Source organism: Amycolatopsis sp. NPDC114478 (assembly GCF_055633805.1).
Window position 1 is genome coordinate 52,719 of record NZ_JBVKDO010000016.1, and the last position, 24,332, is coordinate 77,050.

Sequence of the window (24,332 nt, forward strand, 5' to 3'; positions counted from 1 at the left end):
TGGGGCAGTCGGCGCCGCCGGGCTCGGCCCGGTCGAAGCCTCAGCCCGTCCGGCGCAGGGCCGCCGGGGTCGTGCCCAGCTGCGCCCGCAGCACCCGCGTCAGATGCTCCTGATGGGAAAACCCGCACCGAGCGGCGATCTCCGCGATGGGGTCGTCACCCGTGCGCAGCAGCAACCCCGCGCGCTCGACCCGCAACCTCAGCAGATACCGGTGCGGCGGCACCCCCGTGCGCGCCTTGAACTGCCGCGAAAACTGGCTCACGCTCAACCCCGCCAGCGCCGCCAGCTCGGCCAGTGGCACCGCCTCGGCCAGGCGTTCGGCCATGAAGTCCCGGACCCTCGTGAACTGCCGGTCGGACAGTCCCCGCGCCGTCGCCGGCTCGGGAACCGGGCCCGCGTGGTGGCGGCGGACCAGCTGCGCGGCGACCAGCGCGCCCAGCTGGTCCGCGTACGTGCGCGCGCTCGGTTCCCAGTCGCGGACCACGCCGTCCAAGCTGAGCACCAGCTGCTCCAGCAGGGGGTCCGTGCTGCCGAGCTCCTCGGCGAGCCGGATCGGCGCGTGCTCACCCGCGGCCTCCTGCACGGCGTCGTCCGCGACGTACACGTGCACCGTCTCGAGCTCTCCGCCCAGCTCGACCGACAAATCCGCGTGCGACGGCTGCAGGAAAAGCCCGCCCACCGGCATCCGGCGGCTGCGCTCGCGCGGGGTCCCGACGCCGCGCCGGACCGTCACCGGGCCGTCGAGGTGCAGGATCAGCTGGTGGCTGGCGGCGGCCGCGAACTCGGCGCGGTACGGACGTTCCCGCTGCTTGGAGAGGTAGACCCGGTCCCAGCCGAGCCCGGCGCTGGTGCGTTCGGGCCGCACCCAGGGCAGCGCGAGGATGCCGTTGGTGTCGCCCAGCCCGAGTTCGCCCACGCCTGCCTCCTCGACGTCGAGGCTGTTCGCGATGGTACGCGAACCGCGCGCCCTTGCCAGGTGACGAGCTGACGCACGAGCCGCGCGGGCCGGTCACCGTCGACGTCGTGCCGGGCGGCGCACCTTCAGGATCATTCAGACGTCCAGCACGAGCCGGGGCGACAGCGCGCGCGACACGCACGGGTACATCCGCCCCTCCGGTGCGCCGATGTCGTCGCGGTGCTCGGGATCGCCGTCGAGGACGGACAGTTCGCAGCTCCCGCAGACACCTTCGCGGCAGCCGGACGGCACCGGCTTCCCGGCGTGGTTCAGCACGTCCAGCAGGGATTCGTCGGCCGGCACCCGGAGGGTCTGCCCGGAGCGGGCGCACACGACCTCGAACGGCGTGTCCGGCTCGAAGACGCGCTGGGCTGGCTGGAAGCGTTCGGTGTGCACGCGGGGGAACAGCGCTTCGGCCGCGTCCACCATGGACGCCGGGCCGCAGCAGTAGACCTCCGCCGACGGGAACTCCGCCGCCAGGGCCGCGAGGTCCGGGCGGCCGTGGTCGAACAGCCGCACGCGATCGCCGTACTCGGCCCGCAGCTCCGCCGCGAACGGCATCGCCGAAGGCGAGCGGCCCGTGTACACCAGCGTCGCCCCGGCGCCGGCGGCCCGCAGCATCGGCACGATCGGCGTGATCCCGATCCCGCCGGCCAGGAACAGGTACTCCGGCGCGGGTACGAGCGGGAAGTGGTTGCGCGGCAACGAAACTTCGAGCGTCCGGCCGGGACGCAGGTACAGGTGGACGTACTCCGACCCGCCCCGGCTCAACGGGTCGTGCCGGACGGCGATGCGGTAGGCGGAGAGGTCGGCGGGATCGCCGCACAGCGAGTACTGCCGGGTCAGCCAGTTCGGCAGCGCGAGGTCGATGTGCGCGCCGGGCTCCCAAGGCGCCAAGGGCCCTTCGTCGCCGCGCAGCACGAGGGAGAGGACGTCGTCGGCGACGTGCTCGATGCGGTCCAGGATCGTCTTCTGCATGTCAATACAGCTTCCGGTAGCTCTCTTCGAGGACCTGGTCGAACATCGCCGGGGCGACGGCGATGCCCAGCTGGTCGGCGGCGATCTCGCCGGCCGACGGCATCTCCGCGGCCAGCGCCTGGCTGGCGGGGTCCCACAGCCGCGACCGCAGCAGTGCCCGGCCGCAGTGCAGGTACGACTCGGCGACCTCGACGATGATGGCGAGCATCGGCGCCTTGGCTTCGGTGCGCATCCGGGCGAGCACGTCCTCGTCGTCGGTGACGTACGCGCTTCCGTTGACGCGCAGCACTTCCCGCATGCCGGGGATGAGGAACAACAGGCCGGCGTGGTCGTTTTCGGCGATGTTGCCGAACGAGTCGGCGATCTTGTTGCCGGGCCGGTCGGGCAGGGCGAGCGTGTGCTCGTCGAGCACCTTGACGAAGCCGGGGTAGTCGCCGCGCGGCGAGCAGTCCCCGCGGCCCGCGGCGTCGGAGGTGGCCAGCGCGAGGAACGGCGAGTGCGCGATGAAGCGGCGGGCGTGCTTGTCGATGTGGTCGAGCTTCTTGCCCTCGATCATCTCTTCGGGCGCGCCCAGCCGGCTCCGGACCTCGGCCATGGATACCCGCCGGTACCGGCGGGTCAGCGTGTTTGTGCTGGTCATGCCATAATTATGAGTAAATACTCAGATCTTGACTACTCGCTTTCCACGCTCACCGGAGGGAGGGGCTGTGACGCCGGACCAGCGCCGCATCCAGCCACGTAAACAGCCGCGTCAGGTCCGCGCCGAGCTGACCCGGCAGCGGATCCTGACCGCGGCTGCTCACGTTTTCGCCGACCACGGCTACGCCGCCGGCACCACCAACCGCATCGCCGAGCGGGCCGGGATCTCGATCGGCTCGCTGTACCAGTACTTCCCGAACAAGGACGCGATCCTGGCCGAGCTGCTGATCCGCCACCTCGACGACGGCACGGCGGCCGCGGCGAAGGTCCTGACCGGCCCGCTGCCGGATTCGATCGAGGAGACCTTCCGCGTCTTCGTCCGGCTCGCCGTCGAAGCCCACCTCGACGACCCGCACCTGCTGCGGATGCTGCTCGAGCAGGCCCCGCGGTCGAACGAGCTGCTCGAGCGGATCGGCCGGGTGAAGCGGGACATGGTCGGCCACACCCGCGCCCTCCTGGAGGGCCACCCCGAGGTGCGCGTCGCCGATACGGACACGGCGGCCCGCCTGGTCATCGCGACGGTCGAGCTGGCCGTCCACGACCTGCTGGCCGAGCCCGACCCGATCGACGCCCGGCGGCTCGAGGACGAGATGGTCGCGATGCTGACCCGCTACGTCAAGGGGTGAACGGTCAGGCGCGGGCGCGCCGGAGGCGTTCGGCCGCCTGGCCGCGGACCGCCTCGCCGCACACCGGGGGATCGCCGTGCAGCGCCTCCCACCGTGCGTTGTGCACGGCCGTCCACAGGCTCGCCGCCCACGCGATCTCCAGCTCCTCCGCGGTGAACCGGCGTTCCCGGCGTTCCTGGTAGGTGGCCAAGAACGCGGCGGAGCTCGCGATGGGAGCCAGAGTCGGCGGCGAAGCGTTGGCGAACGTCGCCGAGGCCGCTCCCACGAGGGCGGCTTCCGGTTGCCACGCCAGGCTGTCCCAGTCGTGCACGGCCCGGATTTCGCCGTCCCGCCAGCGGAGGTTCTGGGCCTCGAAGTCGGCGTGGCCCAGCACGCACGGCAGATCCATGGCCAGCAACCGCTTCCGGGCCCGGCTCGCCGTCTCCACGACGTGCGCGGGCACGGCGCGCTGGTCCCGTTCGTCCAGGAACCCGATCGCGGGCCACAGCCCCGGGTCCAGGTGATCCCACCGGGCCCAGCGCGGGTTCGGCAACGGTGGTGGCACGACGACGTCGGCCAGCTCGCTCTTCAGCCACGCGAACACCGCCGCGTAGCGCTCGGCGATGTCCGGGGTGTCGCCGAGCAGCAGCTCGCCGCCGGGCAGGAGCTCCTCCGCGTGGACGGCCAGCGAGCCGACCTTGGTGACCGGCGTAAGCGGCCGCGGGCAAGGGAAGCCGCGCTCCGCCAGCCGCGCCTGGGCGGCGACGCAGGACGCCTCCCGGCCTTCGCCGTCGCGAGCCTTCACGACGACTTCGCGGGCGTCGGCCAGCCGCAGCCCGGCCACCTCGGACAGCGACTTGCGTTCGAAGAGCACCTCGGCCGGGACGCTCCCCAGGTGCTCCGCGCACCAGGACGGGATCACCGGTCCCTGGCCACGAGCGCGGCCTGGGTGCGGCTCGTGACGCCCAGCTTGGCCAGCACGTTCCCCGCGCGCGCCTTGACCGTCCGCTCGGCCGACCGCAGCCGTGCCGCGATGTCCCGATTGGACAGTCCTTCGCCCAGCAGCGTCAAAACATCCCGCGCGCGCGGCGTGAGTGCGCCACCCGCGCTCAACGCGCTCGCCGGGCCCAGCGCGGTGACGACCTGGTGCGCGGCTCGGACCGCGGCCGCGTTGAGGGCTTCGCGGATCTCGCGGGGCCGGCCGACCGTGGTCAGCATCAGCACCCGCGGAGCCGTGGGCGGCAGCAGCACGACGTCCGCCTCCACGGACGAGCCGAGCAGCTCCGGACCGATCGCGTACTGCGCGACGACGTCCAGGCCCGGCCTGGCATCCAGGATCAGCGCGATGCCCTCGCAAGCCAGCGCGTGGTCGTCGACGACCTGAACCCGGATCATGCCGGGCACTCTACTGTCGGCGGCATGCGCCAGAGTTCCGTCACGACGGCAGCGGCCGCCGCGGTGCTGCGCCAGGTCGAGGCCGGCCGGATCGGCCTCGACACCCCGATCGGCCACTACCTGCCCGCGCTCGTGCCCGGGGACCGCGGACGGGCGATCACGGTCCGGATGCTGATCGACCACCCCAGCGGGCTCGCCGAGTACCTCCCGTACGCCAGCCCGAGCCTCAAGGCGTTCCCCAACCTGGCCGAGACCCGGCCGGACAGCCTCGACGACCACCGGTGCACGCGGTTCGACCCGGTCGAGCTGATCGGGATGGCCGCCGGCCGACCCGCCCGGGGTGTATTCGAACACCAACTACCTGCTGCTCGACCAGCTCCTCGAGCACGTCACCGGAGGCAGCACGGAGGAGTGCGCCACCCGCGACGTCATCGACCGCGCCGGCGGGCGAGATCGTCTCGCCGGCTTCGCGCGCTCGCCGCTCTCTACCCAAAGGCGATGAGCTGGGACACGGTCGCGAACCGGTAGCCGCGCTCCTTGAGCCCGTCGACGATCGGCGCGATGGCTTGCCGGGTCTGCTCGCGAGACGCGTACATCGCGTGCAGCAGCACGATCGAGCCGGGCCGGACCTGGTTCAGCGTCGTATTCGTGACGGTCGCCGTGTCAGGGGTCCCGTCCGAGTCCGGCTCGACGTCCCACGTGATCGTCGTCCGGTTGTGCTCGGCCAGGTAGTGCGGCAGGGCGAAGAGCTTCTTGCCGTTCGGCGGCCGGAACAGGATCTCGCCGGTGTAGCCCGTCGTGCGGATGAGGGCGTCGGTGGCTTCGACCTCGTCCGCGACCCACGCGGGCGTCACGCCGATCATCCGCTCGTGGCTGAAGCTGTGGTTGCCGATTTCGTGTCCCGCCGCGGCGATGGCGTGCGCGAGATCGGGGTGCGCGGCGATGTCCCGGCCGATGAGGAAGAAGGTCGCCGAGACCTGACGGCTCCGCAAAGTGTCCAGGATGGCTTGCGTACCAGCCGGGTCCGGCCCGTCGTCGAAGGTGAGCGCGACGACTTTCTCCGTCGTCTCGACGCGGTTCACGAGCCTGCCGAAGAACTGGAACGTCCGCGACTTCGACACCTCGAACAGCGTGAAGGCACCGCCGAGCACGACGACCAGCACGCACGCCACCACGATGGCCCACTTCCGCGCGCGGCGGGATTTCAAGATCATGACGTCCACCTTGGCGGCGCGGCCGGAACGCGGGAAGCCGCGAAGGTACTAATACCTCCGCGGCTTCCCGAAACGGTCAGAGCGGGTTGAACACGCCCAGGGGAGCGGTGCAGAACGGGCCGCCGACGTACTCGGCCGCGATCCCCGTCGGTGCGGGCTTCGACGCCAGCTGGTCCGCGTACACCTCGGCGTCGTCCAGGGACTTGTAGCCCAGCGCCTCCGCCTCCTCCAGCGAATAGATCCGGCGCGTGTTGTCCGAGACGCCCCAGATCAGCCGGTACCCCGGCGACGGCGCCGCGAGGCACGCCTCGAACAGGCGGGCGCCGTCGTCCGGCGAAAGCCACGTCGTCAACCCGCGCGGGCCCAGCGGCAACGGCGTCTCGAAGCACGAGCCGATCCGGATCACGATCACGTCCATGCCGAACCGCGAGTGGTACAGGCTCCCCAGCGCCTCGATCGCCGCCTTCGAGACGCCGTAGTACGTGTCCGGGCGCGGGGACGAGTCCGCCGGCAGGTCCGAATCCACCCGGCGGAAGCCCACCGCGTGGTTGCTCGACGCCAGGATGACGCGCGAAACGCCCGCCGCCCGCGCCGCCTCCAGCACCGTGTGCGTCCCGTTGATGTTGACGTCGAGCGTCGCTTCCCACGAGTTCTCGCGGCTGTGCCCGCCGAGGTGGATCAGCGCGTCGACGCCTTCGCACGCCGAAGCCATCGCCGCCGCGTCGGTGACCGACGCCGTCACGATCTCTTCGGAGGCGTCCGACGCCGTCTGCGGGGCGACGTCGAGCAGGCGCAGCACGCGGCCTTCGCGCTTCAGGCGGGGGCGCATCAGGGTGCCGACGACACCCGCCGACCCGGTGATGAGCACGCGCTGGTCCGTCATTGTGGGTCCTCTCGGTAAGGGCGGCGGTCAGCGAATGCCGGCCCGGCGCAGCTGCTGCCCGAGCTCGGTGGTGATTTCGGCGAGCAGCTCGCCGACGCGCTGCGCGTCGGCGTCGGTCACCTGGGCGATCGGCATCGAGCAGCTGATCGCGTCCGTGCCCGGGATCCGGTAGGGGATCACCGCGGCGACGCACCGGACGCCCAGCGTGCCTTCCTCGACCTCGGAGGCGTACCCGCGCTCGCGGGTCGCGGCGCACTCGGCGTGCAGGCCTTCGAGCGTGGTGATGGTGTTCGGGGTCAACGCGGTCAGCGACGCCGGCATCAGCGTCTCGATCTCCTCGTGCGTCAGCTCGGCCAGCAGCGCCTTGCCCAGCGCGGTCGCGTGCGTGGGCAGCGTGCGCCCGACGCGGGAGACGAGGTGCGTGGACCGCTGCGACTCGCGCGTCTCCAGGTAGACGACCTCGGTGCCGTTGCGGCGCGCGAAGTGCGCGGTGAAGCCGGTCTTCTCCCGGATCCGCTCCAGCGCCTCGGTGGCGAACGGGACGACGGCGTCGCGGTCCAGGTACGCCGTGCCGCAGATCAGGGCGCGGACGCCGAGGCGGTAGCGGGCGGTGTTGGCGTCCGCCTCCAGCCAGCCGGCTTCCAGGAGCGTCCGCAGCAGGCCGTGCAGCGACGAGCGCGGAAAGCCCGTGCGCGCGTGCAGATCGGACAGCGAGAGCCAGACGTCGTTGGCCGCGAACGTCTCGATGAGGTCGACGGCCCGGCGTGCGGACTTCACGCCGGACGACTCGGCGGGAGCGCCGTCGGCCGCGGCCGGGTTGTCCACCTTCTGCGGCATTTGTGCGCCTCCGTCCGGCCGTTGACTTGTGACTCCGGCCATATTAGCGTCCCGAACAACGTTCTTATGGATGAACATAATCACTATAACAGACTCCGTTCATAGATGTGAACAGGTGAACCACATCGAAGTGGACGCGGAAGGGAGCCTGCGGTGCACGCACTCGACTGGACGATGGTCTGCGCGTACTTCGCGCTGATGATCGTGATCGGCTGGTGGTCGCACAAACGGGTCAGCGACGTGAAGGACTTCTTCACCGCCGGCGGCAAGATGCCGTGGTGGCTGGCCGGCATCTCGCACCACATGTCCGGCTACAGCGCCGTGCTCTTCGTCGCGTACGCGGGCGTCGCGTACACCAGCGGCGTCACCGTGTACTTCTGGGGCTTCGCCAGCATCGGCATCGGCGTGGGCATCGGCAGCTGGCTGTTCGCCGGGCGCTGGAACCGGTTGCGCTCGAAGCTCGGCGTCGCCTCACCGCTGGAGTACCTCGCGAAGCGGTACAACGTGCCGACGCAGCAGGCGCTCGCCTGGAGCGGCAGCCTGCTGAAGATCTTCGACATCGCGGCCAAGTGGTTCGCCGTCGCGACGCTGCTGCACGTCTTCGCCGGGCTCGACTACAACCTCGGCATCCTCATCACCGGTGCCGTCACCCTCGTCTACTGCACCATCGGCGGCCTGTGGGCCGACGCGCTCACCGACTTCGGCCAGTTCGTCATCCAGGCCATCGCCGCGATCGTGATGATCGTCGTCGTCCTCGGCAAGCTGGGCGGGATCTCCGCGCTCTGGACGATGTGGGACAAGCTGCCCGAAAACCACGTCAACCCCGTGACGTCCAAGTACACAACGATCTTCCTCCTGGTCTACGTGCTCGTGAAAACGCTGGAGTACAACGGAGGCATGTGGAACCTGGCGCAGCGCTACATGGCGGCGCCGAACACCCACGAGGCCCGGCGCGGCGCGCGGCTTTCGTCGGCGCTGTACCTTTTGTGGCCGCTGGTGCTCATGTTCCCGATGTTCGCGGCGCCGCTGCTCATCCCCGGCATCAAGGACCCGACGCAGTCCTACGCCATCATGACGACGACGTTCCTGCCGCCGGGCCTGATCGGCCTGGTGCTGGCCGGCATTTTCTCGCACACCATGGCGATGGTCTCCTCCGACGCCAACGCGATCTCCGCGGTGATCACCCGCGACATGATCCCGGCGATGGTCCGCCGCACCCGGCAGTGGACCGACGTCCAGGGCCTGAAGGCCGCCCGGATCACCACCGTCATCTTCGTGGCGCTGACCATGCTGGTGGCCACCCAGGCGCAGAACCTCGGCGGCGTGCTGCAGATCGTCGTCAACTGGGTCGCCGCGCTGATGGGCCCGATCTCGATCCCGCTGCTGCTGGGCATGCTGCCGTGGTTCCGCAAGTGCGGCCCGCGCGCGGCGCTGGTCTCGTGGGCGGGCGGCCTGATCGACTACGCGCTCGTGTACTACGTCCTCAACGCCAACCAGACGGTGCTGGTCGCGACGCCGATCCTGGTGTCGCTCGCCCTGTACATCGGCCTCGGCCTGCTCGCCCCCGAGCGCAGCGCGGCCGCCGATGAGATCGTCGACACCGTGAACGCCGACGACGACGTCGACCGCACGAAGGAAGGCACGACCGTGCCCGCTTGACCGACGCCGGTCCACCCCCGGCAGCACCCGACAAACGGAGAGCAGAAAACAGATGGCACAGACCGAGATCGCGCTGGACGGCCTGCTGGCGTTCCCCTTGACCCCGTTCACCGAGAACCTCGAGGTCAACCTCGACGCGCTCGCGGAGAACGTGGAGAGCCACATCGCGGCGGGCGCCGGCGCCCTGTTCGTCGCGTGCGGCACGGGGGAATTCAGCTCGCTGTCGCCGGCCGAGCACGCCGCGGTGCTCGCGAAGACCCGTGAGGTCGCCGCGGGCCGGGTCCCGGTCTGGGTGGGTGCGGGCGGGGGTGCCGCCTCGGCGCGCGCGGGGATCGCCCTCGCCGAGGCCGGCGGTGCGGACGGCGTGCTGCTGCTGCCGCCGTACCTGGTCACCGGGCCGCCGGCGGGCCTGGTCGACTTCGTCCGCTACGCCGTCGGCGACTCGTCGGTGCCGGTGATCGTCTACCACCGCGGCACCGGCGTGTACACCGCGCAGACCGCGGCGGCGCTGCTCGACATCCCCTCGGTGGTGGGGCTCAAGGACGGCTACGGCGACGTCGAGGTGATGACCCGGATCGTCACCACCATCCGCGCGCTGGACACCGAGCGGTCGCGGAACTTCCTGTTCTTCAACGGGTTGCCGACCGCGGAGGTCTCGGCCAAGGCGTACGCCTCGATCGGCGTCGCCCGCTACTCCTCGGCGGTGCACTGCTTCGCGCCCGAGATCGCGCACCGCTTCCACCGGGCGCTCGGCGAGGGCGACACCCGCGTGATGGACGCGCTGCTGACCGGCTTCTACCTGCCGCTGGTGGCGCTGCGGGACGAGACGCCCGGCTTCGCCGTCTCCCTGGTCAAGGCCGCCGCCCGGCTGCGCGGCGACAAGGTCGGCCCGGTCCGGCCGCCGCTGGTCGAGCCGACGCCGGAGCAGATCCACCGGCTGGAGAAGATCGTGGAGGACGGCTTCGTCACGCTGAAGGCGCTGGGCTGATGAAGATCCTCGATGTGGTGCTGACGCCGGTCGCGTTCGCCGACCCGCCGCTGCTCAACGTCATGGGCGTGCACGAGCCGTTCGCGCTGCGCAGCGTCGTCCAGGTGAAGTGCGAAGACGGGATCGTCGGGCTCGGCGAGTCCTACGGCGACTCCGCGTTCCTCGGCGAGGTGCGCAAGGTCCTGCCGCAGCTGCGCGGCCACGACGTCTTCGACCTGCCCGGCCTGCAGCGGCTGGTCGCGCAGGCGTTGTCGGGCACGGTCCTGACCGACGCGCACGGGCTGATCGGCGGGTTCTCCATCCGCAAGACCGTGGCCAGCGTGTACTCGCTGTTCGAGGTCGCTTGCCTGGACGCGCAGGGGCAGTACCTCGGCCGCCCGATCACCGACCTGCTCGGCGGCAAGGCGCGCGACGCCGTCGAGTTCTCCGCGTACCTGTTCTACAAGTACGGCAAGCACGTCGACGGCCGCGAGGACTCCTGGGGCGAGATCACGACGCCGGAAACCCTGGTGGGCTCGGCGAAGCGGATGATCGACGAGTACGGCTTCCGCTCGATCAAGATCAAGGGCGGGGTTTTCGAGCCCGCGCAGGAGGTCGACGGGATCCGCGCGCTGGCCGAGGCGTTCCCCGGGCACCCGCTGCGGATCGACCCGAACGGCGCGTGGACTCCTGCGACCGGCATCCGGGTCGCGTCCGAACTGGACGGTGTCCTGGAGTACCTCGAAGACCCGACGCCGGGTATCGAGGGCATGGCGCGGGTGGCTGCCGAGGCGTCGATGCCGTTGGCCACCAACATGTGCGTGGTGAACTTCGGCGACATCGACCCGGGCTTCCGGGCGCGCGCGATCGGCGTTCTGCTGTCGGACCACCACTTCTGGGGTGGCCTGCGGGCGACGCAGTCGCTGTCGACGACGTGCGAGAGCTTCGGCGTCGGCCTGTCGATGCACTCCAACAGCCACCTCGGGATCAGCCTCGCCGCGATGGTCCAGGTCGCCGCGGCGACCCCGCACCTGACCTACGCCTGCGACACGCACTGGCCGTGGAAGGTCGAGGACGTCATCGAGCCGGGCGTGCTTTCTTTCCGGGACGGGGCTGTCAAGGTGCCCACGACCCCGGGTCTGGGCGTGAAGCTCGACGAGGACGCGCTGGCCCGCCTGCACGAGAACTACGTCCGATGTGGACTGACCAAACGGGACGACGTGACCTACATGCGCAAGTACGTTGCCGGGTTCGAGCCCAACACGGCGAGGTGGTGACCCGGTGAAGGTGACGGGATACGCCTACCCCTGGGACGTCCTGGAGCCCGGGTTCGCCTCGCGGGCCCGCGACCTCGGCGTCGACGAGGTGGCCGTCGCGCTGTCGTACCACAGCGCGCGTGCGGCGACGCCGTGGTCGGCGTCGCGCACCGCCGTCGTGGCGCGGCACGCGGCGTTCTACCGGCCGCTTTCCGATGGATGGGGCGCGCTGCGACCGTCCACTCCGGACTGGGTGTCGGCGGAGGACAGTGGTGGTGACGCCGTCCGGCTGCTCAACGAAGCCGGGATCCCGGCGGCCGCGTGGATCGTGCTGACCCACAACTCCCAGCTCGGTTACGACCACCCGGACGTCGTGGTCCGCAACTGCTTCGGCGAGCCGTACCCGTGGGCGCTGTGCCCGTCGCAGCCCGCGGTGCGCGAGTACGCGGCGACGCTGACCGCCCAGGCCGTCGCCGGGCTGGAGCTCTCGTCGGTGATCCTCGAGGCCTGCGGCCCGCTCGGCGCGGTGCACCAGCACCAGCACGAGAAGACCGACGGCGTCTGGGCGCCCGCGGTGGCCCGGCTGCTGTCGATCTGCTGCTGCGACGCGTGCGCTGCCGGGTGGGACCTCGACACCGACACCGTCCGGGCCCAGCTCGTCGAGGAGGTCCGGCGGCTGATCGCGACCGGCGACCTCGGTGTCACCGCCGACGGTTTGCCGCCGTCGTTGACCTCGATGCTGCTGCGGGTCCGGCAGGAAGCGACCGATGCCTTGCGGGCCGCGGTGCTGGCGTCGTTGCCCGCGGGAGTCCGGATCGTGCTGCACGGCGCGCTCGACCCGTGGGTCACCGGCGCGCTGCCCGGGCTGACGCCGTCCGCTGCGGACGACGTCGACGCGGTCGTATTGTTCGGCTGGGCGCCCGCCACGGGTGCCGAAGCCGTCGCGGCGGCCAGGGAGGCCCTGCCCGAGCGGGTCGCGATCGGCAGCTACATCACCGCGGTCGCCGCGGCGCCGGTGCCGGACATCGCCGCGTACGCCGGCGAGCTGGCCAAGGCGGGCGCGGCCGAGCTGCACCTGTACCACCTCGGACTGGCCGGTCCGGGTCGCTGGAGCGACCTGGCCACGGCCACCGCCGCCGCCCAAGAGAACTGAGGAGCTGTTCCACCCATGAGCCAGGCCACCGACGCCGCCACGCTCGAGAAGATCCTGGCGGGGGCCGCCGAAGCCGCCCGCCCCGCCGCCGCGGCCACCCCGGCCGAGCGCGCCCGCTGGCTCGTCGCGGCCGCCGACGCCCTCGACGCCGCCGCCGACGACCTCGTCCCGCTGGCCCACAGCGAAACGCACCTGCCGGCCACCCCGCGGCTGGCGGGCGAGCTGAAGCGCACGACGTTCCAGCTGCGCCTCTTCGCCGAGGTGCTCACCGACGGCGAGTTCCTCGGCGCGACCGTCGACCACGCCGACCCGGACTGGCCGATGGGCCCGCGTCCGGACATCCGCCGCGTGAAGACCGCGATCGGCCCGGTGCTGGTGTTCGCGGCCAGCAACTTCCCGTTCGCGTTCAGCGTCGCCGGCGGTGACACGGCGTCCGCACTCGCCGCCGGCTGCCCGGTGATCCTCAAGGCGCACCCCGGGCACCCCGAGCTGTCCGCGCTGACCGGCCGGATCCTGCGCGAAGCCCTGGTCGGCGCGGGTGCGCCCGAGGGCATCTTCGATGTCATCTTCGGCCAGGAGGAAGGCGTCACGGCGCTGAAGGACCCGCGCATCGCCGCGGCGTCGTTCACCGGGTCCATCCCCGGCGGGCGTGCGCTGTTCGACATCGCGAACGCGCGGCCGCGGCCGATCCCGTTCTACGGCGAGCTGGGCAGCGTCAACCCGGTCGTCGTCACCGAGGCCGCCATCGCGGCGCGCGGGGAGGCCGTCGCGAAGGGCTACGCCGGGTCGTTCACCCTCGGCGCCGGCCAGTTCTGCACCAAGCCGGGCCTGCTGTTCCTGCCCGAGGACCACAACCTGACCTCGACCCTGAAGGACGCGCTGGACGGGGCCGCGGCCCAGCCGATGCTCAACGACCGCATCGCCGCCGGATACGATTCCAAGCTTTCATTGCTGAAGGAGGTCCCGGGCGTCGAGGTCGTGTCTTCGTCGGATTCTTCGTCGCCCGCGTTCACCCCGACGCTGCTGGCCACCACCGGCAAGCAGTTCCTCGAGGGCGGCGACACCGTGCACGAAGAGTGCTTCGGGCCGGCGTCGCTGATCGTCACCTACGCCGACCAGGCCGAGCTGCTGCGCCTGCTCGACGTCATCGAACCGGGGCTCACCGCCACGATCCACGGCGAGGAGTCCGATGTGGACTGGATCCGGCCGGTGCTGCCGGCGCTGAGCCGCATCGCCGGCCGGCTGCTGTGGAACGACTGGCCCACCGGCGTCACGGTGAGCTGGGCCCAGCAGCACGGCGGCCCGTACCCGGCCACGACCGCCCCGACCACGACGTCCGTCGGCACCGCCGCGATCGAGCGGTTCCTGCGCCCGATCGCGTGGCAGGGCTTCCCGGACGCGTTGCTGCCCGAACCCTTGCAGGAGGCCAACCCCTGGCAGCTGCCCCGCCGCACCGACGGCTCCCGCTGACCCGGCGGGGCGCCCCCCCGGTTTCCACTTTACCGCTTGGTACCGACAGTTTTCGGCGCCGCTGACCCGATTCCCCGACCCGCAGCCCCTGATCCCGCGGGGGCGCCCCCCGGTTCCACTCTATCGTCCGGCACCGACAGTTTTCGGCGCCGAACACCGAATCCGCCGCCGCACAACTGAATCCCCTTTCCCCGCAAGCCGAGGATGTCTTCCTGGGAGGCATTGCCATGCCCGTGAACCGGAGAAACGCTCTGCGCGGCGGCGCGCTGGCGGCCGCTTCGACCGTGTTGCTCACCCGTCCCGCGTTCGCTTCCGCAGCGCCCTTGGGCACCCCGGCCGTGAGCGGGGTGCCCGCCGCGACCGCCCCGATCGTCGCCGCCTACCGGCAGCTGCAGACCGGCATCAACCGGCCGTCGCCGGAACGCGCCGAGGCGCTGGCCAACCTGGGCCGCGTCGCCAAGGCGTACAACGCGAGCCTGTCCGTCGCCGGCGGTGGCGCTCCACTGTGGACGGACCTGCCGCTCGGCCCGGGCAGCGACTACACGACGTCGATGTACGCGCGGCTGCGCGCCATCGCCGTCGACTGGGGCACGCCGGGCGGCGCGCTGTCCGGCGACCCGGTGGTGCTCGACCGGATCAAGACGGTGCTCGAGCTGATCTACGCCAGCCAGTACAACGAGAACGTCGGCGAGATCGGCAACTGGTACACCTACGAGATCGGCATCCCGTACTACCTGCTGCACACGCTGTCGGTGGTCGCCGACCAGCTCACCGCCGAGCAGCTGGCCCGCTACCTCGCGCCGGTCAAACGGTTCGTCGGCAACCCGAACCTGCGGGCCAACAACGCGTCGGTGATCGAGACCGGCGCGAACCGCGCCGACAAGGCCCTCATTTCGATCGTCTCCGGCGCGATGCTCGGCGATACCGCCTGGATCAAGACCGGCATCGACGCGCTCACCGACGTCGCCGGCGGGGGAGCGGCCAGCGTCGTCGCCAAGCTGGACCGCGCGGCCGGCGACGGCTTCCACGTCGACGGCTCGTTCATCCAGCACGACACCATCCCGTACCCCGGGCACTACGGCATCGTCCTGCTCACCGCGCTCGCCGGCGCCATCCACGTCACGGCGGGCACCGAGTACGCGCTGCCGCAGCCGGTCAAGGACAAGATCTACGCGCTGGTGGCGGACAGCTTCGCGCCGTTCGTCTACGCGGGCGCGTTGATGGAGCCGGTGCGCGGCCGGATGCTCTCGCGCCAGGGCGAGACCGGGCACGACATCGGCCACCAGCTGACGGTCGCGACGCTCGTGCTGGCCCGCACGGCGTCCGGCAAGACGAAGACCGACCTCAACGCGCTCGCCGCGAAGTGGATCAAGGAAGGGACGTACGCGCCGTTCCTGAAGATCCCGGATCCCGAGCGGTTCGCGCCCGGCCCGGACCTGGTGGCGACGCCGGGCATCGAGTTCGCGCAGGACATGCTGGCCTCGGGCGCGCGCCCGGCGCGGGTCACCGCGACGCACCGCGTCTTCGGCCAGCAGGACCGGATGGTGCACGTCACCGACGACTGGTCGGCGTCCCTGGGGGTCAGCTCGACGCGGATCTCGCGCTACGAGTCCATCAACGGCCAGAACCTCAAGGGCTTCTACGTCGGCGACGGCGTGCTCTACACATTCCTGCCGAACGCCAAGGGCCACTACACCGACGCCTACTGGCCGACGGTCGACCCGCTGCTGCTGCCGGGCACGACCGAGAACGACGGCCCGGTCGACCCGAAGTTCGGCGGCGTGCCGGTCGGTCCGAACGCGCACACCGGCGGCGTCCGCTGGGACACGCGCACCGGTGCCTACGCGTTCGACTTCAAGTCGTGGGACGGCTCCCTGGTCGCGAAGAAGTCGTGGTTCTTCACGCCGTCCGGGATCGTGTGCCTCGGGGCCGGGATCACCAGCACGTCCGCGAGCGCCGTGCGCACGACGATCGAGAACCGCAACCTCGGCGAGGGCGGCCGTGGCGCGTTGCTCGCGGATGGCCGCCGCGTCCCGACCGACCTCGGCAAGGCCTCGGCACTGCGTCGTCCGCGCTGGCTGCACTTGGAGAACGTCGGCGGGTACGTGCTCCTGGACGACGCTTCGGTCACGGCGCTGCGCGAAGACCGCACCGGCGCGTGGCGCGACATCGACACCGGCGCCAACACGAAGGGCACTACGACGCCGAACACGCGCCGGTACCAGAAGCTGGTGCTGGAGCACGGCGTCAAGCCGGTCGACGCGACCTACGCGTACGCGGTGCTGCCGGGCGCGTCGGTGATCGGCACGCTGACGGAGTCCTTGGCGTGTCACGTGCTGACGAACACCTCGGTGGCACAGGCGGTGCGCACGGGCGACGGCACGGTGCTGGCGAACTTCTTCGCCGCCGGCTCGGTCGGCGACGTGCGGGTGTCCGGCCCGGCGTCGGTGGCGGTCGGGCGGCGTCAGCTCGCGGTGTCGGACCCGACGCAGACGCAGGACAGCGTCACGGTGACCGTGCGCGGCAAGGCCGTGACGGTGCCGCTGAAGGGCACCTTCGGCGCGACTTCGCTGGTGCCGTTGAGGTAGGCCTCCCCGCCGGACCGGTGCCCCGACCCGGTCCGGCGGGGTCCCCACCTCGGTTAGGCTGGTTTCATGACCGAACACCTCGACGTCCTGATCGTGGGGGCCGGGCTGTCCGGGGTCGGCGCGGCGTGCCGGCTGCAGGAGCGGCTGCCGGGCAAGACGTACGCGGTGCTCGAGGCGCGTGACACGATCGGCGGAACCTGGGACCTGTTCCGGTACCCGGGCATCCGGTCCGATTCGGACATGTTCACGCTCGGTTACCCGTTCCGGCCGTGGAAGGACCCGAAGGCGATCGCGGACGGCCCGTCGATCCTGTCGTACATCCGCTCGACCGCCTCCGCACACGGGATCGTCGACCGGATCCGCTTCGGCCACCGCGTGGTGCGGGCGTCGTGGTCGTCTTCGTCGGCGCGGTGGACGGTCTCGACCGAGCACGGCGCCACGTTCACGTGCCGGTTCCTGTACCTGTGCAGCGGTTATTACTCGTACGAGTCCGGGCACGTCGTCGACTTCCCGGGGCGCGCGGACTTCGCGGGTGAGATCGTGCACCCGCAGCACTGGCCCCCGTCGCTGGACTACACGGACAAGCGGGTCGTGGTGATCGGCAGCGGCGCGACGGCGGTGACGCTGGTCCCGGCGCTGGCGTCGCGCGCTTCGCACGTGACGATGCTGCAGCGGTCGCCGTCGTACATCGTGGCGCGCCCGGGCCGGGACGCGCTGGCCGACCGGCTCCGGGCGCTGCTGCCGGAGAAGCTCGCGCACCGGCTGGTGCGCGGCAAGAACGTCGTCATGGGAACGCTGTTCTTCCAGCTGATGCGGCGGTTGCCTCGGCGTGCCGCCCGGGCTTTGCGCGACCGGGTGGCGGCGCAGCTGCCGGCGTCGATCCCGGTGGACCCGCACTTCGTGCCGTCGTACGACCCGTGGGACCAGCGGCTGTGCCTGGTGCCGGACGCGGACCTGTTCCGGGCGCTGCGGTCGGGCAAGGCGGACATCGTGACGGACCGGATCGCGCGGTTCACGGCGTCCGGAGTTTCTTTGGAGTCGGGCCGTTCGCTGGCTGCGGACATCATCGTGACGGCGACGGGGCTGCGGCTGGTGGCTTTCGGCGGGATCGCGCTGACGGTGGACGGCCGGGTTGTGGAGCCGGGGGACCAGCGCGCGTACAAGGGGATGATGTTCGGCGGCGTGCCGAACTTGGCGTGGTGCGTGGGGTACACGAACAACTCGTGGACGCTGCGGGCAGATCTGACGTCCCAGTACGTGTGCCGGCTGCTGGCGTACCTGGATCGGCGCGGGTTCGCGTTCTGCGCGCCGGACGCGGAGTCGGCATCGTCGGCGGGCCGCCCGCGGCCGATCGTGGACCTGGCGTCGGGTTACATCAAAAGGGCCGCTCCCGGCCTGCCGAAGCAGGGTGAGAAGCGGCCCTGGATGATGCGCCAGAACTATCTGCTGGATTTCGCGGACATGCGGCTCGGCCGGGTCGACGACGGAGTGATGCGCTTCGGCCGCGCGGAAGACCGGGCGGCCGCGGCCGGCTGAGGGGCCAGGGGCGATCGCCCTGCAGCGTGCGTGACGCGACGGGCGGGCCGTTGCGATCGCCACGCGATCGAGCCGAAACGGGCGGCCGGGCCCCCTGGCCCGGCCGCGTAAATCCCCTACCGCTTCGTCAGCCCTGGCGGGCCTTGTTGCGCGGGTTGTCCTTGTTGATCACCAGCACCTTCGTCCCCCGGCGGATGACCTGGGCACCCGGCTGGCGGGCGAGCGAGCGGATCGAGCTGCGGACCTTCATGGCGAGCCGTCCTTCCTGCGGGCACTGCGTCCCACGTCCCCTTCAACCACCCGCCGAAGAGTTTCATTCCGCAACTCAGCTGGTCTCCCGCGCCACCCAGGACTGCAGGTCGTCGCCTCGGACGGCCGCCGCCATCAGCTCCGGGAACTGGTCCGGCGTGCACGCGAACGCCGGCACTCCCAGCTCGGCCAGGGCCGCCGCGTTCTCGTGGTCGTACGACGGCGCCCCCGAGTCCGAGAGCGCCAGCAACGTCACGACCTGGACTCCCGCGCCCACCAGCTCGGCGATGCGGTGCAGCAGCTCGTCCTCGTCGCCGCCCTCGTACAGGTCGCTGATCAGCACCAGCAGCGTCTGCTCGGGCCGGCCGACCAGGCCCTGGCAGTACGCGATCGCCCGGTTGATGTCCGTGCCGCCGCCCAGCTGGGTGCCGAACAGCACGTCGACCGGGTCGGCGAGGTGCTCGGTCAGGTCCGCGACCTCCGTGTCGAACGCCACGAAGGACGTCTGCAGGGCCCGCATCGACGCCAGCACCGCGCCGAACAGCCCCGAGTACACCACCGACTCCGCCATCGACCCCGACTGGTCGACCGCCAGGATCACGTCCCGCTGCACCGCCTGCTGGCGCCGCCCGTACCCGATCAGCTGTTCCGGCACGATCGTGCGCAGCTCGGGGGAGTAGTGCTTGAGGTTCCGGTGGATCGTGCGCGCCCAGTCGACGTCGCCCGGCCGGGGCCGGTGCGTGCGCGACGCCTTGTCCAGCGCCCCCTTGATCGCCGCCCGCGTGCGCTCGGCCAGCCGCTCCTCCAGCTCCTCGACGACCTTGCGGACGACCTGGCGTGCGGTCTCCTTGGTCTCTTCCGGCAGCACCCCGTTCAGCGACAGCAGCGTGCCGACCAGGTGCACGTCCGGCTCGACCGCCGAGAGCAGCTCCTTCTCCAGCAGCATCCGGGTCAGCCCGAGCCGGTCGACCGCGTCGCGCTGCATCACCTGCACGACGGTGCTCGGGAAGTACCGCCGGATGTCACCCAGCCAGCGCGCGACCCGCGGCGCCGACGCGCCCAGGTTCGCGCTGCGCGGCCCGCCCGTGGCCTCCTCGTCCGGCTTGTCGTAGAGGGCGGCCAGCACGGCGTCGACCCCACTGTCCTCATCGGACAGCGGGGCGTCGGCCAGCCCCGACCCCTCGCCCGCGCCTTCGGCGCCGAGCACCAGCCGCCAGCGCCGCGCGCGTTCCGTGTCCGCGGTCATGCCCCCACCCCCAGCAACGTCGCCAGGACGGGCAGCACGCGCTCCGCCCGGCCCTCGTCCAGTTCGTCGGTCACGGCGACGACGGCCGCGGTGCCGTCGAGCCCCGCCGCCCGGTGCCCGATCGCCCGTTTCTCGGGTCCGCTGAACGCGCCGAACGTGCGGCGCAGCAACGGAAGCACCTCGGTGAAGACGTCGGCGGGGATCGCCGAGAGCCACGCGTCGATGACCCGCAGCAGGCCTTCGTCGTGCACCAGCAGCAGCGCGCCGCCGTCGAAGAAGCCCTCGACGTACGCCGCGCCCGCCGACGGCGCGATCCCCGGCGTGAGCGCGCGGCCCAGCCGCAGTTCGATGTCGAGCGCGTCGAGCAGCCCCGCGTCGTGCAGGATCCGGGTGAGGCGCCCGGCCAGCAGCGGCGGCAGCGACGGCCGTTCGGCCAGCCGCGCCAGGGCCGACAGCCAGCGTTCCTTGGGCTCCTCGCCGAGCAGCGACGTCGCGTCGTGCACCCCGTCGACCAGCTGGGCCATCCGGGCCGCGGCGTCGTCGTCGATCCCGTGCGTCGCCGGCGGCAGACCGGCGCAGATCCGGTCGAGCATGCGGTCGGCCACCGCGCGCAGCGCGCCGGTGTCGGTGCCCCGGACGTTCCCGTAGCGCGTCGCCCGGGCCAGCGCGGGCAGCGCCGACATGAGCCGTGCGACGTCCGCGTCCGCCGCCGCTCGCGCGTCGAGCGCCGCCAGCGCCTCGGGCAGCGCGTCCGGCAGGTCGGCGAGCAGGCAGTTCTCGACGGCCGTGGTCACCTCGTCCAGCGGGGGCGTGCCCTCGACGGTGCCGCGGACCGCGGCGGTGGCCGCCGACGGCACGGTCGTGCCGTACACCGCGGCCGCGACCAGGTCGACCTCGAACGCCGGTTCCCAAGCCAGCGCCCACGTCTCCCGGAACGTGCCCTTGTTCCGCCGCGCCGACGCCTCCCGGCTGCCCCACTCGATGCCGAGGATCCGCAGCCGGTGCAGCAGCTTCGAGCGGTCGAGCCCGCCGGGCGTGCGCAGGTCGAGGTCGAGCTCCTTGACGACGGGGTCCTTTTTGAGCCGCAGGCGTTTCGCGGTCGCGGTGAGGTCCGCGGCCAACGGCGGCTGCGGCACCCGATCGGGCACTTCGCCGAGCCGTTCGCCGACCACCACCCGCCGCGTGACGAGCTCGACCTGCACCTCGTCCCCGCCGCACAGCACCGAACGGGTGGCTTCGGTGACCTCGGCCAGCCCGGCCGACGACCGCCCGCGCAGCGTGGCCAGGGTCTCGGCCAGCCGGACCGCCTCGATGACGTGCGCGGTCGAGACGGGCAGGTCCTCTTCGCGCAGCACCGCCGCGACGCCGGCCAGCCAGCGCGTGGTGACGTCTTCGGGCGTGGTGAACAGGTGGTGGTACCAGCCGGGGGAGCGCACGCCCGCGCCGTAGCCGCTGGCCGTCGCGAGCCGGCCGTGGGTCCACGGGACCCAGGTGCACGCGACCTTCCGCTTCGGCAGTCCTTTGAGGACGGTCTGGTCGTGCGACGCGGGCGGCAGCGGGTCGGCCAGCGCGGGCACGTGCCAGGCGCCGCAGACGACGGCGATGTTCTCGAAACCGTCCTTGCGGGTGCGGCGCAGCACCGAGCGCATGTAGGCCTCGCGCCGCGCTTCGCTGCCCCGGGGCGGGTCCTCGTCCTCGCGCACCGCCGTCATCGCGTCCGCGATCACCTCGAACGGGTTTTCGTCGTCACGCCGCGACTCGACGACGTCGTCCCACCAGCGTTCCGGGTCGTCGTAACCGCCGGCCGAAGCCAGCAGCGCCAACGGGTCGACCGGCGGGCCGGCGTGCTCGTCCGGGCCGGCGGCGAACGTGTGGGCGGCCGGGAGGTCGCAGAACCGCACCGGGATCCCGGCTTCGCGCGCGTACGCGAGCGCCTGCCACTCCGGGCTGAAGACGGCGAAGGGCCAGAACGCGGCGCGCGAGACGTCGTCGGTCGCGTACGCCAGCAGCGCGACCGGCGGCTGCATGGCCGGGTCTTCGGTGAGCTCGACCAGCGCGTCGGCTTCGGGTGGACCCTCGATCAGCACGACGTCGGGCTCCAGTTCGGCGAGCCGCTTCGCCACGGCCCGGGCGGATCCCGGGCCGTGGTGGCGGATGCCGAGCAGGTGGGTGGTCACGAGATCTCCTGGCCCGCCCGGTAGAAGTCGGCCCAGCCGTCGCGCTCGCGGACGACCGTCTCGAGGTACTCGATCCAGATCGCGCGGTCGGCCACCGGGTCCTTGACCACCGCGCCGTGGATGCCGGCCGCGACGTCGTGCGGGCGCAGCACACCGTCGCCGAAGTGCGCCGCCAGCGCGAGGCCGCCGGTCAGCACGCTGATCGCTTCCGCCGTCGACAGCGTGCCGGACGGCGACTTCACCGCCGTGCGGCCGTCTTCGGTGCGGCCCGAGCGCAGCTCGCGGAACACCGTGACCACCCGCCGGATCTCGGCCAGCTCGGCGGCCTCGACGGGCAGCTGCAGCGACGTGCCCAGCTCGGCGACCCGCCTGCTGACGATCTCGACCTCCGCCTCGGCGCTGTCCGGCAGCGGCAGCACGACGGTGTTGAACCGCCGCCGCAGCGCGCTCGACAGCTCGTTGACGCCCTTGTCGCGGTTGTTGGCCGTCGCGATCAGGTTGAAGCCCGGGCGCGCCTGCACCTCGGTGCCCAGCTCGGGGATCGGGAGCGTCTTCTCGGACAGGATCGTGATCAGCGAGTCCTGGACGTCGGCCGGGATGCGGGTCAGCTCTTCGAGGCGGGCGAGCTTGCCGTCCCGCATCGCGCGCAGCACCGGGCTTTCGACCAGCGCGGCGGCGCTCGGGCCCTCGGCGATCAGCCGGGCGTAGTTCCAGCCGTAGCGGATCGACTCCTCGGACGTGCCCGCCGTGCCCTGCACCAGCAGCGTCGAGTCGCCGCTGATCGCCGCCGAGAGGTGCTCGGACACCCACGTCTTCGCCGTGCCGGGCACGCCGAGCAGCAGCAGCGCGCGGTCGGTGGCCAGCGTCGCGACGGCGACTTCGATCAGCCGCCGCGGGCCGACGTACTTCGGGGTGATCACGGTGCCGTCCGGCAGGGTGCCGCCGAGCAGGTACTCGACGACGGCCCACGGCGACAGGTTCCAGTGGGGCGGCTTGGCCCGGTCGTCGGCGGCGGCCAGCGCGGCCAGCTCGGCGGCGTGGTCCTGTTCGGCGTGCGGCCGGAGGACGATGGGGGCGGTCATGCGAGCTCCTCGTACATTTCGCGGCGGAAGTTCAGCGTTTCGGTGAGCGCCCGGCGCCACGGCCCGGCGTCCATGGTCAGGCGGGTGGTGGCCAGCGGGTGGCGCAGGCACTCCGGCGGGACGGCGCGGGCGATCACGACGGCGGCGTGCGAGACCAGGCGGTGGTCGGCCTGGCGGGCGATCCAGTCGAGGAGGGCGGTGCCGAGCTCCTTCGTCCACGGCCGGGGCAGCTCGTGCACCAGCCGCGCGAACGATTCGACGGGCAGCCGGCCGATCAGGTGCCCGACGGTGGCGGCCTGGCTCGCCGGGCCGAGCACGCCGAGCAGCGGCGGCGTGGTGCGGCCGCCGGGGTCGGCGCCGATCAGGGCCTGGGCCCAGGTTTCGTCGCGCTGGCGCAGGGCGGCGGTGGCCCAGGAGTCGCGCAGGACGCCGGCCGGGCAGCCTTCGACGGTCATCCGGACGACCTCGGCGGGCGGGCCGAACTCGGTCCAGAAGGCCAGCGGAGCGGCCGCGACGAGCGTGCGCAGCCGGACGGTGCCGTCGCCGCGTTCCCCTTGCGGGACGGTGACTTCCAGGACGCGGCCCCGGCGGCGGACCAGGGGCCGCAGGCGGTCGGCCATGCTTTCGCCGTACCGCGTGCCGGGCAGGCGGCCGAGCAGTTCGGCGGCCCGTTCCCGGACGGCCGCGGCGCGGTCGGCGAGGGCGGCTTCGAGGAAGTCTTCGTCCACGGCTTCGAGGTGGCCGGCGAGCACGCCGAGGAAGTCCGACCGGACGTCGGCGGGTTCGCTCTTCCAGGACGTGCGGAGGGCTTCCCGGGCCGCGGCGGGGTCCTGGGTGAGCGTGGTGGCGAGCCAGCGGCGGCGCTGGGCGAGGCTGCCGTACTGCCAGACGTCCTTGCCCGCCTCGGCCGGCGCGCAGAGGAAGGCCCAGTCGGGGTTCCGCTGCCCGAGCCACGCCCCGACAGGCCCGGCGACGGCGACGAGCGGCCCCCGCAGGGCGGCCTTGCTCCGCGCGGCTTCGGCGAGCAGGGGGAGGGTTTCCGGCGGGACGCGGTAGTCCGTGCCCGCGACGATGCCGAGCCACTCCAGGAGGAGATCGGGGTGGCTGGCGGCGAGCAGGCGGGCCAGGCGTTCCCGGGCGAGGGGCGGCACGAAGGGCCGATCGTCGGGGGCCGCGACGGGCAGCGGGCGGACGTCGCGCAGGGGCTGCCGCCCGGCCCGGCGGTAGGTGGTGAGGACGGCCGCCGCGGCGAGGAGCTGTTCGGCGGGGTCGTCACGGTCTTGGACGAGCTCCTGGACGGCGGCCGGTTGGGTGGCGGGGTCGAGCGTGCGACGGCGGGTGCCGAGGAGCGCGGTGCCGACGAGGTCTTCCCAGGCTTTCACG

The 24,332-nt window shown here is 72.1% G+C and carries 22 protein-coding genes and 1 pseudogene; 10 read left to right on the top strand and 13 right to left on the bottom strand.

Going from position 1 to position 24,332, the window contains the following annotated elements; genetic code table 11:
• Nucleotides 1-40: 40 nt before the first annotated feature.
• From ACZ7OH_RS35420 to ACZ7OH_RS35430, 3 genes are all read right to left on the bottom strand, one after another.
• On the bottom strand, nucleotides 41-916 hold the full coding sequence (locus tag ACZ7OH_RS35420; protein WP_470284834.1) for a helix-turn-helix domain-containing protein: 876 nt from the start codon (nucleotides 914-916) through the stop codon (nucleotides 41-43).
• Between the two features lie 135 nt (nucleotides 917-1,051).
• Complete coding sequence (locus tag ACZ7OH_RS35425) at nucleotides 1,052-1,933, bottom strand: PDR/VanB family oxidoreductase (protein ID WP_470284835.1); 882 nt, start codon at nucleotides 1,931-1,933, stop codon at nucleotides 1,052-1,054.
• Nucleotide 1,934: 1 nt separating this feature from the next.
• On the bottom strand, nucleotides 1,935-2,573 hold the full coding sequence (locus tag ACZ7OH_RS35430) for an MSMEG_1061 family FMN-dependent PPOX-type flavoprotein (protein ID WP_470284836.1): 639 nt from the start codon (nucleotides 2,571-2,573) through the stop codon (nucleotides 1,935-1,937).
• A 67-nt stretch (nucleotides 2,574-2,640) separates the two neighbouring features.
• On the opposite strand from ACZ7OH_RS35430, the gene ACZ7OH_RS35435 reads away from it, so the two are divergent.
• Nucleotides 2,641-3,258 carry a TetR/AcrR family transcriptional regulator gene (locus ACZ7OH_RS35435; protein WP_470284837.1) on the top strand — a complete coding sequence of 206 codons (618 nt, stop codon included), beginning with the start codon at nucleotides 2,641-2,643 and terminating at the stop codon, nucleotides 3,256-3,258.
• Nucleotides 3,259-3,262: 4 nt separating this feature from the next.
• Here the strand turns inward: ACZ7OH_RS35435 and ACZ7OH_RS35440 are convergent, their stop codons facing one another.
• Both ACZ7OH_RS35440 and ACZ7OH_RS35445 read right to left on the bottom strand, forming a co-directional pair.
• Nucleotides 3,263-4,159 carry an aminoglycoside phosphotransferase/kinase family protein gene (locus ACZ7OH_RS35440; RefSeq protein WP_470284838.1) on the bottom strand — a complete coding sequence of 299 codons (897 nt, stop codon included), beginning with the start codon at nucleotides 4,157-4,159 and terminating at the stop codon, nucleotides 3,263-3,265.
• Complete coding sequence (locus ACZ7OH_RS35445) at nucleotides 4,156-4,632, bottom strand: response regulator transcription factor (RefSeq protein ID WP_470284839.1); 477 nt, start codon at nucleotides 4,630-4,632, stop codon at nucleotides 4,156-4,158. The genes ACZ7OH_RS35440 and ACZ7OH_RS35445 overlap by 4 nt, the downstream gene beginning before the upstream one ends.
• 24 nt (nucleotides 4,633-4,656) lie before the next feature.
• Here ACZ7OH_RS35445 and ACZ7OH_RS35450 point away from each other — a divergent pair.
• Together ACZ7OH_RS35450 and ACZ7OH_RS35455 are read left to right on the top strand one after the other, a co-directional pair.
• A pseudogene (locus ACZ7OH_RS35450) lies at nucleotides 4,657-4,788 on the top strand (hydrolase); the annotation flags it as partial.
• A gap of 184 nt (nucleotides 4,789-4,972) precedes the next feature.
• Entirely contained in the window at nucleotides 4,973-5,134 is a 162-nt protein-coding gene (locus ACZ7OH_RS35455) for a hypothetical protein (RefSeq protein ID WP_470285022.1), read from the top strand.
• Here ACZ7OH_RS35455 and ACZ7OH_RS35460 read toward each other — a convergent pair.
• The 3 genes from ACZ7OH_RS35460 to ACZ7OH_RS35470 all read right to left on the bottom strand — a co-directional run bounded on the left by ACZ7OH_RS35460 (nucleotide 5,118) and on the right by ACZ7OH_RS35470 (nucleotide 7,566).
• Nucleotides 5,118-5,846, bottom strand: a complete 729-nt coding sequence (locus ACZ7OH_RS35460) for a polysaccharide deacetylase family protein (protein WP_470284840.1) — start codon at nucleotides 5,844-5,846, stop codon at nucleotides 5,118-5,120. The genes ACZ7OH_RS35455 and ACZ7OH_RS35460 overlap by 17 nt on opposite strands.
• Nucleotides 5,847-5,922: 76 nt before the next feature.
• Entirely contained in the window at nucleotides 5,923-6,729 is an 807-nt protein-coding gene (locus tag ACZ7OH_RS35465; protein WP_470284841.1) for an NAD-dependent epimerase/dehydratase family protein, read from the bottom strand.
• 27 nt (nucleotides 6,730-6,756) lie between these two features.
• Complete coding sequence (locus ACZ7OH_RS35470) at nucleotides 6,757-7,566, bottom strand: IclR family transcriptional regulator (protein ID WP_470284842.1); 810 nt, start codon at nucleotides 7,564-7,566, stop codon at nucleotides 6,757-6,759.
• A 153-nt stretch (nucleotides 7,567-7,719) separates the two neighbouring features.
• Between ACZ7OH_RS35470 and ACZ7OH_RS35475 the strand changes: the two genes are divergently transcribed.
• The 7 genes from ACZ7OH_RS35475 to ACZ7OH_RS35505 all read left to right on the top strand — a co-directional run bounded on the left by ACZ7OH_RS35475 (nucleotide 7,720) and on the right by ACZ7OH_RS35505 (nucleotide 18,195).
• Nucleotides 7,720-9,225, top strand: coding sequence for a sodium:solute symporter family protein (locus tag ACZ7OH_RS35475; protein ID WP_470284843.1), 1,506 nt, complete (start codon nucleotides 7,720-7,722; stop codon nucleotides 9,223-9,225).
• A 52-nt stretch (nucleotides 9,226-9,277) separates the two neighbouring features.
• The gene (locus tag ACZ7OH_RS35480; protein ID WP_470284844.1) at nucleotides 9,278-10,213 is read left to right on the top strand and encodes a 5-dehydro-4-deoxyglucarate dehydratase; all 936 of its coding nucleotides are present in this window, start codon (nucleotides 9,278-9,280) and stop codon (nucleotides 10,211-10,213) included.
• Entirely contained in the window at nucleotides 10,213-11,469 is a 1,257-nt protein-coding gene (locus ACZ7OH_RS35485; RefSeq protein WP_470284845.1) for a glucarate dehydratase family protein, read from the top strand. The genes ACZ7OH_RS35480 and ACZ7OH_RS35485 overlap by 1 nt, the downstream gene beginning before the upstream one ends.
• Nucleotides 11,470-11,473: 4 nt before the next feature.
• Entirely contained in the window at nucleotides 11,474-12,601 is a 1,128-nt protein-coding gene (locus tag ACZ7OH_RS35490) for a hypothetical protein (RefSeq protein ID WP_470284846.1), read from the top strand.
• A 15-nt stretch (nucleotides 12,602-12,616) separates the two neighbouring features.
• Nucleotides 12,617-14,071 carry an aldehyde dehydrogenase (NADP(+)) gene (locus ACZ7OH_RS35495; protein ID WP_470284847.1) on the top strand — a complete coding sequence of 485 codons (1,455 nt, stop codon included), beginning with the start codon at nucleotides 12,617-12,619 and terminating at the stop codon, nucleotides 14,069-14,071.
• Nucleotides 14,072-14,298: 227 nt separating this feature from the next.
• Nucleotides 14,299-16,659: a polysaccharide lyase 8 family protein gene (locus ACZ7OH_RS35500; RefSeq protein WP_470284848.1), complete on the top strand. Its 2,361-nt coding sequence runs from the start codon at nucleotides 14,299-14,301 to the stop codon at nucleotides 16,657-16,659.
• Between the two features lie 66 nt (nucleotides 16,660-16,725).
• Nucleotides 16,726-18,195: a flavin-containing monooxygenase gene (locus ACZ7OH_RS35505; RefSeq protein ID WP_470284849.1), complete on the top strand. Its 1,470-nt coding sequence runs from the start codon at nucleotides 16,726-16,728 to the stop codon at nucleotides 18,193-18,195.
• 127 nt (nucleotides 18,196-18,322) lie between these two features.
• On the opposite strand, the gene ACZ7OH_RS35510 is transcribed toward ACZ7OH_RS35505, so the two are convergent.
• From ACZ7OH_RS35510 to ACZ7OH_RS35530, 5 genes are all read right to left on the bottom strand, one after another.
• Nucleotides 18,323-18,445, bottom strand: a complete 123-nt coding sequence (locus tag ACZ7OH_RS35510) for a ribosomal protein bL36 (RefSeq protein WP_086684836.1) — start codon at nucleotides 18,443-18,445, stop codon at nucleotides 18,323-18,325.
• Nucleotides 18,446-18,520: 75 nt separating this feature from the next.
• Nucleotides 18,521-19,690, bottom strand: a complete 1,170-nt coding sequence (locus ACZ7OH_RS35515) for a VWA domain-containing protein (protein WP_470284850.1) — start codon at nucleotides 19,688-19,690, stop codon at nucleotides 18,521-18,523.
• A complete protein-coding gene (locus ACZ7OH_RS35520) occupies nucleotides 19,687-21,867 on the bottom strand; it encodes a DUF5682 family protein (RefSeq protein WP_470284851.1) in 2,181 nt (726 codons plus the stop codon). Before ACZ7OH_RS35520 ends, ACZ7OH_RS35515 begins: the two co-directional genes overlap by 4 nt.
• Nucleotides 21,864-22,949: an ATP-binding protein gene (locus tag ACZ7OH_RS35525; protein ID WP_470284852.1), complete on the bottom strand. Its 1,086-nt coding sequence runs from the start codon at nucleotides 22,947-22,949 to the stop codon at nucleotides 21,864-21,866. Before ACZ7OH_RS35525 ends, ACZ7OH_RS35520 begins: the two co-directional genes overlap by 4 nt.
• Complete coding sequence (locus ACZ7OH_RS35530) at nucleotides 22,946-24,331, bottom strand: DUF5691 domain-containing protein (RefSeq protein WP_470284853.1); 1,386 nt, start codon at nucleotides 24,329-24,331, stop codon at nucleotides 22,946-22,948. Before ACZ7OH_RS35530 ends, ACZ7OH_RS35525 begins: the two co-directional genes overlap by 4 nt.
• Between the last annotated feature and the right edge of the window lies 1 nt (nucleotide 24,332).

What these genes read in the sequence shown, in the direction of transcription:
- ACZ7OH_RS35495 (WP_470284847.1), top strand. Translation starts at nt 12,617, where the DNA reads ATGAGCCAGGCCACCGACGCCGCCACGCTCGAGAAGATCCTGGCGGGG.
- ACZ7OH_RS35485 (WP_470284845.1), top strand. Translation starts at nt 10,213, where the DNA reads ATGAAGATCCTCGATGTGGTGCTGACGCCGGTCGCGTTCGCCGACCCG.
- ACZ7OH_RS35505 (WP_470284849.1), top strand. Translation starts at nt 16,726, where the DNA reads ATGACCGAACACCTCGACGTCCTGATCGTGGGGGCCGGGCTGTCCGGG.
- ACZ7OH_RS35525 (WP_470284852.1), bottom strand. Translation starts at nt 22,949, where the DNA reads ATGACCGCCCCCATCGTCCTCCGGCCGCACGCCGAACAGGACCACGCC.
- ACZ7OH_RS35425 (WP_470284835.1), bottom strand. Translation starts at nt 1,933, where the DNA reads ATGCAGAAGACGATCCTGGACCGCATCGAGCACGTCGCCGACGACGTC.
- ACZ7OH_RS35430 (WP_470284836.1), bottom strand. Translation starts at nt 2,573, where the DNA reads ATGACCAGCACAAACACGCTGACCCGCCGGTACCGGCGGGTATCCATG.
- ACZ7OH_RS35465 (WP_470284841.1), bottom strand. Translation starts at nt 6,729, where the DNA reads ATGACGGACCAGCGCGTGCTCATCACCGGGTCGGCGGGTGTCGTCGGC.
- ACZ7OH_RS35515 (WP_470284850.1), bottom strand. Translation starts at nt 19,690, where the DNA reads ATGACCGCGGACACGGAACGCGCGCGGCGCTGGCGGCTGGTGCTCGGC.
- ACZ7OH_RS35445 (WP_470284839.1), bottom strand. Translation starts at nt 4,632, where the DNA reads ATGATCCGGGTTCAGGTCGTCGACGACCACGCGCTGGCTTGCGAGGGC.
- ACZ7OH_RS35460 (WP_470284840.1), bottom strand. Translation starts at nt 5,846, where the DNA reads ATGATCTTGAAATCCCGCCGCGCGCGGAAGTGGGCCATCGTGGTGGCG.
- ACZ7OH_RS35510 (WP_086684836.1), bottom strand. Translation starts at nt 18,445, where the DNA reads ATGAAGGTCCGCAGCTCGATCCGCTCGCTCGCCCGCCAGCCGGGTGCC.
- ACZ7OH_RS35470 (WP_470284842.1), bottom strand. Translation starts at nt 7,566, where the DNA reads ATGCCGCAGAAGGTGGACAACCCGGCCGCGGCCGACGGCGCTCCCGCC.
- ACZ7OH_RS35500 (WP_470284848.1), top strand. Translation starts at nt 14,299, where the DNA reads ATGCCCGTGAACCGGAGAAACGCTCTGCGCGGCGGCGCGCTGGCGGCC.
- ACZ7OH_RS35480 (WP_470284844.1), top strand. Translation starts at nt 9,278, where the DNA reads ATGGCACAGACCGAGATCGCGCTGGACGGCCTGCTGGCGTTCCCCTTG.